Annotated in this window: 12 protein-coding genes; 4 read left to right on the top strand and 8 right to left on the bottom strand. The window is 45.7% G+C overall.

The window, feature by feature from the left end; translation table 11 throughout:
• The first annotated feature begins 37 nt into the window (after nt 1-37).
• A complete protein-coding gene (locus tag SHAL_RS04730) occupies nt 38-595 on the top strand; it encodes a DUF4136 domain-containing protein (RefSeq protein ID WP_012276053.1) in 558 nt (185 codons plus the stop codon).
• An 83-nt stretch (nt 596-678) separates the two neighbouring features.
• On the opposite strand, the gene SHAL_RS04725 is transcribed toward SHAL_RS04730, so the two are convergent.
• The 3 genes from SHAL_RS04725 to SHAL_RS04715 all read right to left on the bottom strand — a co-directional run bounded on the left by SHAL_RS04725 (nt 679) and on the right by SHAL_RS04715 (nt 3,813).
• Nucleotides 679-2,148, bottom strand: coding sequence for an AAA family ATPase (locus SHAL_RS04725; RefSeq protein ID WP_012276052.1), 1,470 nt, complete (start codon nt 2,146-2,148; stop codon nt 679-681).
• Between the two features lie 140 nt (nt 2,149-2,288).
• On the bottom strand, nt 2,289-3,425 hold the full coding sequence (locus SHAL_RS04720; protein ID WP_012276051.1) for an HlyD family secretion protein: 1,137 nt from the start codon (nt 3,423-3,425) through the stop codon (nt 2,289-2,291).
• A gap of 1 nt (nt 3,426) precedes the next feature.
• Nucleotides 3,427-3,813 carry a DUF3302 domain-containing protein gene (locus tag SHAL_RS04715; RefSeq protein ID WP_012276050.1) on the bottom strand — a complete coding sequence of 129 codons (387 nt, stop codon included), beginning with the start codon at nt 3,811-3,813 and terminating at the stop codon, nt 3,427-3,429.
• Nucleotides 3,814-4,117: 304 nt separating this feature from the next.
• On the opposite strand from SHAL_RS04715, the gene purT reads away from it, so the two are divergent.
• Entirely contained in the window at nt 4,118-5,293 is a 1,176-nt protein-coding gene (gene purT / locus SHAL_RS04710) for a formate-dependent phosphoribosylglycinamide formyltransferase (protein WP_012276049.1), read from the top strand.
• Between the two features lie 121 nt (nt 5,294-5,414).
• On the opposite strand, the gene SHAL_RS04705 is transcribed toward purT, so the two are convergent.
• The 5 genes from SHAL_RS04705 to SHAL_RS04685 all read right to left on the bottom strand — a co-directional run bounded on the left by SHAL_RS04705 (nt 5,415) and on the right by SHAL_RS04685 (nt 9,541).
• Nucleotides 5,415-6,368, bottom strand: a complete 954-nt coding sequence (locus SHAL_RS04705) for a D-2-hydroxyacid dehydrogenase (RefSeq protein WP_012276048.1) — start codon at nt 6,366-6,368, stop codon at nt 5,415-5,417.
• A 70-nt stretch (nt 6,369-6,438) separates the two neighbouring features.
• The gene (locus SHAL_RS04700; protein ID WP_012276047.1) at nt 6,439-7,050 is read right to left on the bottom strand and encodes an outer membrane beta-barrel protein; all 612 of its coding nucleotides are present in this window, start codon (nt 7,048-7,050) and stop codon (nt 6,439-6,441) included.
• 32 nt (nt 7,051-7,082) lie between these two features.
• A complete protein-coding gene (gene djlA, locus SHAL_RS04695; RefSeq protein WP_012276046.1) occupies nt 7,083-7,862 on the bottom strand; it encodes a co-chaperone DjlA in 780 nt (259 codons plus the stop codon).
• Entirely contained in the window at nt 7,862-8,530 is a 669-nt protein-coding gene (gene murU / locus SHAL_RS04690; RefSeq protein ID WP_012276045.1) for an N-acetylmuramate alpha-1-phosphate uridylyltransferase MurU, read from the bottom strand. The genes djlA and murU overlap by 1 nt, the downstream gene beginning before the upstream one ends.
• A complete protein-coding gene (locus SHAL_RS04685) occupies nt 8,531-9,541 on the bottom strand; it encodes an aminoglycoside phosphotransferase family protein (protein WP_012276044.1) in 1,011 nt (336 codons plus the stop codon).
• A 155-nt stretch (nt 9,542-9,696) separates the two neighbouring features.
• On the opposite strand from SHAL_RS04685, the gene lptD reads away from it, so the two are divergent.
• Both lptD and surA read left to right on the top strand, forming a co-directional pair.
• On the top strand, nt 9,697-12,021 hold the full coding sequence (gene lptD / locus SHAL_RS04680) for an LPS assembly protein LptD (protein ID WP_012276043.1): 2,325 nt from the start codon (nt 9,697-9,699) through the stop codon (nt 12,019-12,021).
• Between the two features lie 127 nt (nt 12,022-12,148).
• Nucleotides 12,149-13,453 (top strand): peptidylprolyl isomerase SurA, encoded by a 1,305-nt coding sequence (surA, locus tag SHAL_RS04675; RefSeq protein WP_012276042.1) that lies wholly within the window; start codon nt 12,149-12,151, stop codon nt 13,451-13,453.

Raw genomic sequence — 13,453 nt, 5'->3', positions numbered from 1 at the left:
ACTATCAACCCCTTGCCAACTCATAAGAGGTCACTCAATGATGCAACGACAAAAACCAAGTTACCTATGTTCTCTGTTAATTATCCCGTTCTTTTTGCTCGTAGCATGTAGCTCTACACCAAAGAATGATTACGACCTTGATTATAACTTTGCTAATTTAAAGAGCTTTTCGCAGCTGCCGCCACCAGATAATAGCGATCCACTGAGCGCTAACAGAATTAAACAAGCCATAAGCAATTCGCTTACGAGTCAGGGTTTTATTCCTGAGACTCAAGCAGCAGATTTTTATGTGGGTTATGGTTTTAGAATTGATGACAAACCCAAAGACTCAGGCTTTTCAATCGGCTTAGGTACAGGCACATGGGGCAGTTCTGGTGGCGCGAGTATCGGCACCAGTGTAGATGTGCCAGTCGGCAGCAATACTGCCAAAATTCAAACCATACAGATTGATATTATCGACCCAAAAACTAACCAACTGATCTGGCGCGGTACAGACAAGTTTACCTTCGATGAGGGCGGAGAAGCCAAAGCACAAGAAACCAATGCCACCGTTGCTAAAATCCTAGCCCAGTTTCCCCCTAAAACAGAGAAATAATTTCCCCTATAATGAACCGAACACCACTCGTTCGGTTCAACACTAAATACTTGTAGAGAACACCGTCATTCGAGCTTTGCGAGCTATTGATGAGCATTAACCGTCCGCCCCTCAGCCCATTGCCTTATCGCTTGCAGTTTTTCACGCATCACCACTGACAGTGGACGCGTCTTCATCAGCTCTTCAAGCAAAGCACTCTGATCCACCTCACGTTCCGATGCCTTAGCCGTATAAATGGCAGAGATCACCGCCTGCTCAATCTCGGCGCCAGAGAAGCCCTGGCTCACCTTAGCAAGCTGGGCTAAATCAAACTGCATAGGATCCAGCTGACGCCGCTGGAGATGAATAAGAAAGATAGCCTGACGAATCTCGGTATCAGGTAGATCGACAAAGAAAATTTCATCCATACGCCCCTTGCGCATCAGCTCTGGTGGTAACGCACTGATGTCATTGGCCGTAGCCACCAAAAATACGTCGGACTTACGCTCCGCCATCCAAGTTAAAATGGTACCTAAGATGCGCTTTGAGGTGCCATCGTCACTTCTGCCGCTGCTTAGCCCCTTTTCGATTTCATCTATCCAAAGCACGCAAGGCGACATCAGGTCAGCAAGCTCCAACGCCTTACGCAGGTTCTTCTCCGTCTCGCCGATGTATTTATTATAGAGCGCAGACATATCCATCTTTAGCAACGGTCTTTGCCACATCCCAGCGACGGCCTTAGCTGCTAAACTCTTACCACTGCCCTGCACACCTAAAAGCAAGATCCCTTTAGGTTTATCCTCAAGCATCAGTGTCTGTGATGAAGGCGTTCTATGACTCAGCCACTGCTTGAGATTATGTAAACCCGCCACTTGAGAGAAATCACTGCTGTCATACTCAAAGTGCAGCACGCCTTGCATATCGAGTAGGTCAAACTTGCCACGGTTAATACTATCCACATCTGAATGAGTAACAGCGCCATCATCGACTATCGCCTTATGGGCAAGACGCCTAGCATCATCAAAAGTGACTCCTCGCAGGTTTTCAGCAAGCTTTGCCACCGCACTATCATCGACATTGAGCATTACGCCTTGGCTGCGCACCTTATCGATCTGCTCATAGACCAGATTCATCAGCTGAGCCGTATCGGGTAGAGACAATCTAAAGTGAGCACAGTAGCGTTTGATCTCTGGCGGGATAGTAAACTCATGGCTAACAAGCACGACTGTATGTTTCAGCGCTTCATATTCTAGGGCGATCTCCTTGAGCAAACGCACATTTTTCGGCGCGTCCTCAACGAAGGGGTGGAAGTCGCACAATACATAGATCCCTTGCTGTTTTGTCGACTTGATCTGCCCAAGAATATCACCAGGTTCACAGTTAAACTTCTGTCGTCCCATGCCGCCATCGACACGCATTAAGCCCTGAGTAATGCTCCAGCTAAATAGCGGTTGATAGAGGATGTTGGAGACTTTTCTAAGTAACTCTATCACTCGATATTCCTCATAGGTCTCTATGATGACAATCGGAGTGTTCGAGCGCAGCACTGCAGTGAGATCTTGAATATCTTGCATGTTAGTCCCTGAGCAGAGCTCGATTAGTAAAAGGGTACGAATTTTCCCAAAAAGAAAGGGACGCCTAGGTCCCTTTATATCAATTGTCGCTCAATTTGTGTCTGCATAAGCCACAATTTAGCGCCACAATTCCAAACAGATTAATGGAATAGGTAGTTAAGCCAGCCCTGCATTCTTAAGAGGACTTTACGCATGATAGAGACATGGGCAAAGTGCTCGGTATAGATAGCGGCGTGCCCCGAAACACCAGCAGGGAACTCTGTTTTAACCTCATGATCTTCAAGCTTGATTAATACCAACGCACGGCCGCGATTCATCACTCGTTGCGATGATATCAATGAACCCGATGACTGAATTTCACCTTCCGCCATTGCAGGCAGAACTTTAGCTACTTTGCCTTTAAAGACCTGACCCGGCGCAGCATCGAGGATGATCTCCGCTTCATCACCCTCTTTTAATCTAAGCAATGAATTTTGCCAAAATGCACCGACGAACATACGCTCTTCATCAGGAATAAAGCTCAACAAAGGTCTTAACGGCATAGGCACGGCCACAATACCCGGACGTAGCGCCATCTGCGTTACCATACCATCAGCCGGAGCCTTGACCACAGTTTGATCCAGATCGAACTGCGCTTTTTCAAGCTCACCTTGAATACCTGCAACCTTAGTGTTGACTCCGTCAACATTAGACTCATAGGCTAAACGCATTCTTAACTCTTCTGCATTTGCTGCAGTCAGCTGGGCTTCTGATGCAAAGTAAAACTGGCGTTTATTGTCTAGTTCTAGCTCTGTAAATGGTGAGTTAACTCCGCCGCGTTTACGGCCTTTCTCATAACGTTCAAATGCCGACTTGGTTCTATCCCTATCGGCCGTAGCTCGCGTCACTGCAGCCTTTGTAGTTTCCCACGCGGCTTCAAGTTGCGGCACTTCAAGCTCTGCCGCAACTAACGCCGCACGCTTTTGTTTCACTATCGCTTGGAAAGGGGTTGGGTCGATTCTAAACAGCACATCGCCTTTCTTAATTGGCGTATTCGGCTCGACCTCCACCGACACCACAACGCCTCTAACGGCAGGGTTAATCGGCGTTGTCACAAAATACTCTTTCGCAAACGGCGTGTAGGGATGGTTGTAGTTCATCAATAAGATCAAGGCGCCGACGATAAAGATTCCGCCCAATATTGCGGTCGGTACGGTCCACTTAGTCAGTGGGATCTTAAAGATTTTAAAGATAGCGATACAGATAGCGGTATAGGTCAGTACGAGTAGTAAGTCCATGTTACACCTCCGCCTTGTCTGTTTGAGAAGAGGCTTTCTGAGAGTGACCAGTTTGAGATGCTTCCATCTCCGCTAACCTTTGCTCCAGTTTTCTGAGACTTTCAGTCAATCCTTTTACCTCGCTTTCCAGTACTTGCTCTTTCTCTACGACCTCTTGGAAACCCCAGCCACGATCCTCACGATAAAGGGTTGCCCAGATCCACAAAAATGGCCAGATAGCATGCAAGGTAAATAAGCTCACCCAGCCAGCAATGTGTAAGGCATCTTGCTGGGGATGATTACGTTTCTTGGCGATTTCATAGGGGATATCATGAATCGCGATCACTCCATAGAAGAGAAAAATCGCAACGAAAAATATAATTCCTAATGCAAAATAATCTAAAAACACGGCGCACTCCTTTTTAAACTCTCATTTACGGCACTCGCCCGCGCAAACACTCTAGCAGCATATTGGCAACATTGACCGCACAAATCCATTTTTTTTCACTAAAAACGGCATATTAGCGATTATCGATTTAGTGCTAGTAGTGATCTCGTGCACACATGCCGTTGAATCTAACCTTGATAGATAAGCCGCACGTTACACTACGGCAGAATAATAAAGATGGTGCTATTTGCGCTTTAAAAAATGTTGAGAACCTAAGTTCTACGACAAATAAAAATTCCCTACAATCTTCAAAAAGGCAGTAAAAATGATAGGTACAGCTTTATGTGCAAACGCCAAGCGCGCCATGTTGCTTGGCTGTGGCGAACTGGGTAAAGAGGTGGCAATTGAGCTTCAACGCTACGGCATTGAAGTGATAGGTGTAGATCGCTACCCAAATGCACCTGCGATGCAAATCGCCCACCGCTCACATGTGATCAATATGCTTGATGCCGAGGCGTTAAAGGCGCTCATCGAGCTTGAAAAGCCCGATTTAGTCATCCCTGAGCTCGAAGCAATAGCCACTCAAACGCTAGTTGAGATGGAAGCTAAAGGCGTCAATATCGTGCCAACCGCTAAAGCCACTCAGTTGACCATGGACCGAGAAGGCATACGCCGCTTAGCAGCCGAGACCCTAGCGATTCCAACCTCGCCCTACTTTTTCTGCGATACACTGCAGGAGTTCAACCATGCTGTAGCCACTATCGGCCTGCCTTGTGTCGTAAAGCCTGTGATGAGCTCTTCGGGTAAAGGCCAGAGTGTCATTCGCACTCAAGAGCAGATCCTTGCTGCATGGCAATATGCCCAAGAAGGTGGCCGCGCGGGAAAAGGACGCGTCATTGTTGAAGGCTTTATTGCCTTTGACTATGAGATCACCCTGCTGACTATCAGTGCGGTAAATGGTATTCACTTCTGTGACGCCATAGGTCATCGTCAAGAAGATGGTGATTACCGTGAATCTTGGCAGCCACAAGTGATGTCTGATGTCGTACTAGCCAAGTCCCAAGCTATCGGCAAGAAGGTCGTTGAAGCGCTGGGCGGTTATGGCTTATTCGGTGTCGAGCTATTTATCAAAGGCGATGAAGTCTATTTCTCAGAGGTCTCCCCTCGCCCACACGACACTGGCATGGTGACTCTCATTAGCCAAGATCTTTCCGAGTTTGCTCTGCATGTACGCGCAATCTTAGGACTGCCGATTAGTAATATCGCCCAGCACGGACCTAGTGCATCGGCCGTTATTTTAGCTGAAGGAAAATCAAGCAATATTCAATTCTCTGGCGTAGCCCAAGCCTTAGTCGAGCCCAACACTCAAGTTAGATTATTCGCTAAACCGGAAATAGATGGAAGAAGGCGCTTAGGCGTAGTGCTTGCAAGAGACATTAATATCGATAAGGCTGTCGAGAAAGCCCTAAACGCAGCCAGCAAGATTAATGTCGTCCTATAAATAAACTTGCCAATAAAAAGCCTCAGACTTTTGCTAAACAGATTTAGCGTTAAGTTTGAGGCTTATTTGTTATAAGACCCTATCTTGAATCGAATAAATGTCGAATAAGTTACTTAGGAGTTCAATTAACTCGGTTTTTCACTTGGCCTTGGCTAAAGCGCGTTAAATTGTCGATCGCGATATCCAATAAGTTTTGCCGCGCTTCTATCGTCGCCCACGCATTATGGGGCGAAATGCTTATATTCTTGGCGCTAAGCAGCGGATTATCAGCACTTGGTGGCTCTGTTGACAATACATCAACGCCAGCAAACGCTAACAGCCCTTGCTCCAATGCCGCCGCCAATGCAGCTTCATCGATGAGTCCGCCTCGGGCTGTATTAATTAATATTGCACTAGGTTTCATCATGCTAAGAACTTGCGGGTTAACCAGATTTTCTGTCGCTGCGGTGAGTGGGCAGTGCAAGGAAACGATATCAGCCTGTTTAAATAACGTAGCTTGTTCAACCCAATGACAGTTTTCAGGTAGTTTAACTTGCGGGTTTCGCGTATTGACGATGACCTTCATACCAAAAGCCAACGCGATCTGAGCTACTGCTTTACCGATATCACCAAAGCCAACTAATCCAAGCGTCTTACCTTTAAGTGATTGCAGTGGCATAAGAGTAAAACAGAAATCTTTAGACTCACTCCACTGCCCACGCTTTACCGCATCTGAGTGCAAAGCCACCTGCTGCGTGGCATGGAGGATATGCGCAAATACCATCTGTGCAACCGCATCGGGCCCATATCCCGGCACATTAGTAACCACAATGCCAAGCGCTTTGGCCGCGATTAGATCGACGACATTGGTGCCAGTTGCGAGGATACCGATATATTTAAGCTTAGGTAGCTGCTTTAGTGTCGTTTCATCGAGCTGGGTCTTATTGGTAAAAATAATTTCAGCATCCAAACTTCGTGCGACCACCTCACTAGGTGCACTGCGATCATAGCAAGTGAACTCGCCAAACAGTGCTAAAGCTTGCCAGCTAAGATCGCCAGGATTCAGCGTATATCCATCCAGTACCACTACTTTCATCTAAAACAGCCCTTGTTATAAATTAACGACACTAAATGGCTTTTATAAAAGTCCTTCTATAAACGACAAATTAGAACTTAAAGCTGGCGCCAATATTGGCTTGCCCCTGCCACATGATGTCCGACTGGATATTCCACAGACAGCCGTCATTACCACAAAACAAGGCGTTATCAGCATTGATAAAGGTCGCATAACCTTTGACTTCAGCAAACAGTGAAAATGCCTCAGTCGCTTGGTATTCAACACCGCCACCCAGCGCCACAGAAAAACGGGTTTCATTTGAATAAGAACCGCCAGGTCGCATATTAGTTAAGCCTAGACTGGTAGTGACATAGGGCTTAACACTTTGCATAGGGAAATAAAGACTGCCACCCACATGGAAATAATCCACATCCATAGAGGTAATCACATTAGGACTGAAGTTATCGCCGGTTTTTAAATCTGTCGATTGGTGGCTATAAAGCAGGTAGACATTACCGGGATCTTTCGTGGTAAAGCCCAGCATGACACCATAGTTTTGCGACTCGGCTATTTTGACCTTCCCCGCTTCGTCCGATTCGGTGCTGGCAATATCAAACTCGCTAGCACCGAAACTGTAGCCCCCGAAAGGTGCGACATAAACTTCAGCCGTAGCAGGTAATGCACAAAACGAACCCAGTAATATAGCTAAACTTCTTTTCATTATATGTCCCTATACTTTTGTTATTTATATAACTAACGCATGCCTCGATCACCTTTAACTCTATCATAAGCCGCTTGAATATCTTGTGCTTTTGTTTTGGCAAGCTCCATCATCTCGGCCGGCAATCCCTTAGCAACTAACTTATCGGGATGATGCTCATTCATCAACTTTCTGTAAGCCCTTTTGATATCTTGATCAGACATGGACTCTGCCACACCGAGTAAGTCATAAGCATCTTTTATTGAGGTCTGATTACCCGCCCCACCACTGCGGTGGAAGTTAAATTCTGCCTGCCAACGTGCCAATAAGTCATCGAGTTGCTTTTGGCTAAAACCTAGCTCCTTTGCAACAACAGATAAGATGGAAAGTTCTTCTTTATCAAGCTGCGCGTCTGCAAGCGCCGTCTGAATTTGGATCTCCAAAAACATCTGCAGTACTTCTTTACGCCCCATCGAAATAAGTCTAAAGGTTTTAAGACAAGCATTAAGATCAAAGTCAGCCTCTTTGCCTTCACGAAATGCCGCCTGTGCATCGGCCCTCATTTGACCGCTTAAGTTAAGCTGATCCATTAACGAGCTCGCCATGCGAATGTCGTTTTGAGTCACGTGACCCGATGCTTTAGCGACATGCCCCATCACTGCAAACGTGGTATTAAAAAATAGAGCCTGACGTTTACCACCGCCACCGAGACCTGCTTTTTGACTTTGTCTTCGGTCATACATATGCCCTAACCAAAGGCCAAAAATAGCGCCGCCTAAACGACCAGCCATATACCCAATAATGAAGCCAAAAACTTTACCCCAAATACGCATTATCTAACCTTTTTTATTTCACGTTTTTCAATTTGTGCGAGTCGCTCAATCGTGCCTACATCACACCAATACTGATTAAAATGGCCACCACTGACCTGTCTACTTCCCATGGCTTCGCGCAGCAAAGGTGCCAGTGCGAACGCGCCTTCTGGCGTATCTTGAAATAGAGCAGGATGATAAATCCCCATGCCCGAGAAGGTCAATCTAGACTCCCCAACATCACTCACATCGCCCCCCTGCAGTGTAAAATCTCCCTTAAGGTGATGCTGTGGGTTATCCACTAACCAGAGGTGAGCCAGTTTCCCCGGCTCCAGTGTATTAATCGTTGGCAATTCGTCGATAAATATATCGCCATTGATCACTAAAAATGGGGCATTGCCTAACAAATTCAGCGCCTGCCTAATGCCGCCGCCAGTCTCTAAGGCCGATGTTTCCTCGCTGTATTGGATACTGACCTGCCATTGACTGCCATCACCGAGTCGCTCAACCAACTTATGACCAAGCCAAGCATGATTAATGACTATTTCAGAGAAGCCTGCAGCTGCTAGCTTTTCTATGTGATAGACAATCAAGGGTTTACCTGCCACCTCAATTAGAGGCTTAGGAACAGTATCTGTTAATGGCCGTAAGCGTTCTCCACGTCCAGCCGCTAAAATCATCGCTTTCATTTACCGCCCTTTACTCTTAGCCTTAACCGCAGGAATGATCACCTCACCTATCCAACCACCCAGTACCTGAAGCTCGTTATAACGTCCGGCAATATCCCGAATATACTCGAGGGTAAGTGGAATATCAGCCATATAGGCAGGCTTGCCATCACGATAGTTAAGCCTTGCAAAAATACCTGCGGCCTTAAGGTGTCTTTGGATCCCCATCAAATCAAACCAACGTCGATACTGCTCAAACTTAACCTCAGCATCAATTAGACCACCGCTAACACACTGGTCATAATGCCGTTGCATTAGCGATTCAATATCGCTATCCGGCCAACGAATGTAGCAATCTCTCAATAGTGAAACCGCATCATAGGTCACAGGCCCGATCACGGCATCTTGGAAATCGATGACTTTTAACTCGCCACCTTGCAGCATTAAATTACGACTGTGGTAATCACGGTGCATGCCGACTTGTGGCTGAGCCAACGCATTATCGACTAATATCTTAAAGGCGTCATCAGTGTTCGCTTTAACCTCATCAACATCTAGCCCCAGATGATGCAGTGCTAACCACTCAGTAAAAATCGCCAGTTCTCGCACAACAAAAGCGGCATCGTATTGAGCTAGAGCAGCAGATTCTGTCCGAGTCACTCTTGCAATGTCATTAAGTAGCACTAATGCTTGAGAATAGTATTGCTGCAAAGTGCCTTTAGCCAGTACAGATAACAGCTGCACATCGCCAAGATCGCTTAATAGCATAAAGCCTTGCGCTTTATCGCTGGCGATCACTTCGGGTACGGCAATCCCCTGCTTCGAATAACTGTCAGCTAATTGAATAAAGGGGGTGATCTCGATAAGGTTAGGTGGTGAATCGACTACAATATAAGAGATGTTATCGATGATAACTCTGAAGTATCGTCTAAAACTTGCATCGCCGGATATCAGCTTTGGGGAAACTTTTACCTTAAAATACTGGTTTAGCCATGCATTTAACTGAAGAAATCTAGGATCTGACAAGGGCACCTCATGGCTCTTAAGAAGAAATTGCTTTATTATAACGACAAAATGGAATCAGCTAAGCAATTGAAAAAAATTATTTGGCTGAGTTGCCCAGAAAAGGGTCAACTTTTCTCCTCTTTCACCGTCCAGACTAAGAAATCATAATTAATTGACCTAAGATGCAGATCCGTTATTTTCTGGCCTTGAGCCTGCTTCCCCAATTAGTCTTAGCAGACGAACCCGAAACTGTGACGCCACTTGCGTCGCAGTGCGTAGTTGAACCTCCGGTAAAGCCGTATGTACCGCTTTACGATATCAATAATCCAGCCGACTTAGCGCGGATCTATATTAGCTCTGATAGTTCTTCAGCCCAGATGGGTAAAGAAGCAACTTTCAATGGTGATGTAAACTTCAGTCAGGGCGGCCGTAATATCGCTGCCGATGAAGCGATTTTGAATCAGCAAACTGAAGAACTTCATGCCAATGGTAATTTAGTTTTTCAAGACTCTATGTTTACTGTCACCGCCGACTCGTTAGTCGCGAAGATGCGCAGTAACAGTGCCGTATTGAGTGGCGCGCAATATTGGCTTACCGGGCAACAAATTCACGGCGATGCCGAAAAGCTTGAGATCACTACAGATAACAACCTATTGCTGTCTGGTACTAACTTCACGACTTGCCCAGGTAAAGATCCAGCCTGGCTGCTAGAAGCCGATCGCATCAAGATTGATAGCTCTGAAGAGTGGGGCGAGATCTGGGACGCTAAGATTAAGATTGCAGGTATCCCTGTGATGTATGTCCCCTACATGACCATCCCGGTATCTGATAAGCGTAAATCAGGCTTTTTATTCCCAACATTTAGCACCAGTACTACCAACGGTGTTGAAGTGGCGACGCCTTATTACTGGAATATCGCACCAGAATACGACTTAACTTTTACGCCAAATTACATGTCTGCTCGTGGACTATTTACCAAGACAGAGTTTAGGTATTTAGCTGGCGAGAAACAGCATGGTCAGTTAAATTTCGAATATCTAGCCAACGATAATAAGCTAGATAATAGCCCTGATAGATACCTGTATCACTGGGATCATAGCGGCGCGATTAATGAAAACTGGCGCGTACTGGCTAATTATACCGAAGTATCGGATAACAACTATTTTAACGACTTAAACTCTGACGTTCAGCGCGCCACCGATAACCAATTAAACCGCATTGGTGAGATTGCTTATTTTGAACAAAACTGGGATTTCAGTGCGCGAGTTCAAGATATTAAAGTGCTGGGTGAAGAGGAAAAACCTTATCAGGTGATGCCGCAAGTTACCTTTAACTACCGTGCACCAAGCTATTGGCATGGCTTAGACTTTAAGCTTTATAGTGAAGCGACTAATTTCGAGCATCAAGATAGAGAATATTCAGCTGCGACTCGTGTGCACCTTGAGCCAAGCATCTCTTACCCAATTCATGGTCCAGCGGGCTCACTAACCAGTGAAGTCAAGCTACTGCAAACTAACTATTGGCAGGATGACAGGTCAGATCTCTCTGATTCAGAACTTCGCGACCGAGTTAACCGAACACTGCCAGAAGTTCGTATTCATGGTCAGGTGAACTTTGAGCGCTTTACGGATTACTTCGATACTAACTATCGCCAAACATTAGAGCCGCAGTTCCAATACCTTTATGTTGGCTACCAAGATCAATCTGATATCGGGATTTACGATACCGCACCGTTGCAAGAGGATTACAACGGTCTATTTAGAGATCGTCGCTTTTCAGGTTTAGATCGCATCGCCGATGCCAACCAGTTTACGCTCGGCTTAACCACTAAGCTGTTTAACGAACAAAACCGCGAAGTCTTTAAATTCAGTCTCGGACAAATTATTTACCTAGAAGACAGCCGTGTAGGTATTAACGACATCCCGGGTAGTAACGATACCTTCACTCAAGAGGGAACGTCCAACTCAGCCATTGCAGCCGAGCTGAGCACCCAACTCTACGCCGACTGGTTTTTAAGTGGCTCTATTCAGTACGACGCTAAAGAGAGTGAAAATAAGAAGAGCGAAGTCACCGTTGACTACCGCCCTGGTACCAACAAGCTGTTGCAAGCAAGCTACCGCTACGTACCCGATCTACTGAACACTAACACCAATGAGTCTGTCGATATTAAGCAGCTGGGTTTCCGTGGAGCCTGGCCGATTAACGACAGTCTCTATTTAGTGGGTAACTGGTATTACGATCTCAATGAAAGCAGAGCTGTAGAAACCTATACCGGTTTTCAATATGAATCATGTTGCTGGGCAGTGCGTTTGAGTTATCATTACCGCATCAAGACCAATTATATTGACGAAGATAATCCGGTACAGGATACTCGAGAGCTATTTGAAAGTGGGATCTACCTGAACTTTATCATCAAAGGACTCGGTGGTTCTGGCCCATTAGGGGTATCAGATATGTTAGATGACGGCCTATTTAACTATCGAAAACCGCTTTATTTGAAGAATTAGCAAATAAATAACGTAAATAAATGCTGAACCTAGCTGACGACATGCAGTCAAAGCAGAACTAAAGAATCATTAACCCGGTGAGTATTTGCCGTAAATGACACTCAATAAATGCCAAGGATTTTAGTGGATGAAACGCTGTAACCAATTGATTTTTGCTCTTATAACATTGGCAATGAGCCAGACAATTCACGCTGCGCCAGAACCTCTCGACCGTGTCACAGTGCAAATAAATGAAGGGATCATTTTAGAAAGTGAAGTGACGGGTATGGTAAAGACCATCAGGGCAAATGCTGCCAATGCGGGTCAAAAATTACCATCTGATACAGCACTGCGCACTCAGGTTATTGAGCGTTTAATCCTAACCCGTCTTCAGTTACAGATGGCTGATAGAATTGGCCTGCACATTGGTGACTTACAGTTAGATCAAACGATTGAAAATATAGCAAAAGAACAGAAAATGACGGTTGCGCAAATGAAGGCGCAAATCGAAAGTGAAGGGACCACATTTGCTCAATACCGTGAGCAACTGCGTGAAGAGATCACCTTAGGCGAAATTCAACGTATTCAGGTCCAACGCCGTATTCAGGTCTCTCCGCAGGAGATCAATAGCCTTGTAAAACTCATCAACGAGCAAGGTCTTAAAGAAGTTGAGTTCCAAATTGGCCATATCCTTATTGATGTGCCGAGCGACGCTAACAGTCAGCAGCTAGAAGCAGCGAGTAAACGCGCCGCAGTCGTCATGAAACGACTAAAAGATGGTGATGACTTTAGAAGTATCGCTATTGCCGCCTCTTCAGGCCCTAAAGCATTAGAAGGTGGTATTTGGGACTACATGAACATCAACGAGATGCCAACTTTATTTGCTGAAGTGGTCACTGATGCAAAGACGGGTGATATCATAGGCCCAATTAAGAGCGCATCAGGCTTTCATATCATCAAGGTTATGGATGCTCGCGGTCTAGAAACCAAAGAAGTGAAAGAAGTTAAGTCTCGCCATATTCTACTTAAGCCATCTCCAATTCTTTCGGAAGAACGCGCTAAGAGCATGATGGATAGATTCCTAACTCAAGTTAAATCGGGTGAGGCCAAGTTTGAAGACTTAGCACGCCAGTACTCTGAAGATCCAGGTTCAGCTGCAAAAGGCGGTGAATTGGGGTGGGCCGATCCAAACATCTATGTTCCAGCATTCGCCCAAGAGTTAAACAGTCTTGAAATTGGTGGCTACAGTGAACCGTTCCGTTCAACTCACGGCTGGCATATTGTTCAACTAGAAGAAAGACGCACAACAGACGCAACCGATAAATTTAATACGAATCGCGCTCACCAGCTGATCTATCGTCGTAAATTTAATGAAGAGTTACAAAACTGGCTAGATGAGATGCGCGCTGAAGCATTTATCGATATTTTTGAGCCAGAAACGAACCGAGGTTAA

The organism is Shewanella halifaxensis HAW-EB4, assembly GCF_000019185.1.
Lineage (GTDB): Bacteria > Pseudomonadota > Gammaproteobacteria > Enterobacterales > Shewanellaceae > Shewanella > Shewanella halifaxensis.
This window is presented reverse-complemented; position numbering and strand designations above follow the sequence as displayed.

Coding starts and splice junctions, on each gene's coding strand:
- purT (WP_012276049.1), top strand. CDS start 4,118: ATGATAGGTACAGCTTTATGTGCAAACGCCAAGCGCGCCATGTTGCTT.
- SHAL_RS04720 (WP_012276051.1), bottom strand. CDS start 3,425: ATGGACTTACTACTCGTACTGACCTATACCGCTATCTGTATCGCTATC.
- SHAL_RS04725 (WP_012276052.1), bottom strand. CDS start 2,148: ATGCAAGATATTCAAGATCTCACTGCAGTGCTGCGCTCGAACACTCCG.
- SHAL_RS04730 (WP_012276053.1), top strand. CDS start 38: ATGATGCAACGACAAAAACCAAGTTACCTATGTTCTCTGTTAATTATC.
- surA (WP_012276042.1), top strand. CDS start 12,149: ATGAAACGCTGTAACCAATTGATTTTTGCTCTTATAACATTGGCAATG.
- lptD (WP_012276043.1), top strand. CDS start 9,697: ATGCAGATCCGTTATTTTCTGGCCTTGAGCCTGCTTCCCCAATTAGTC.
- SHAL_RS04705 (WP_012276048.1), bottom strand. CDS start 6,368: ATGAAAGTAGTGGTACTGGATGGATATACGCTGAATCCTGGCGATCTT.
- djlA (WP_012276046.1), bottom strand. CDS start 7,862: ATGCGTATTTGGGGTAAAGTTTTTGGCTTCATTATTGGGTATATGGCT.
- murU (WP_012276045.1), bottom strand. CDS start 8,530: ATGAAAGCGATGATTTTAGCGGCTGGACGTGGAGAACGCTTACGGCCA.
- SHAL_RS04700 (WP_012276047.1), bottom strand. CDS start 7,050: ATGAAAAGAAGTTTAGCTATATTACTGGGTTCGTTTTGTGCATTACCT.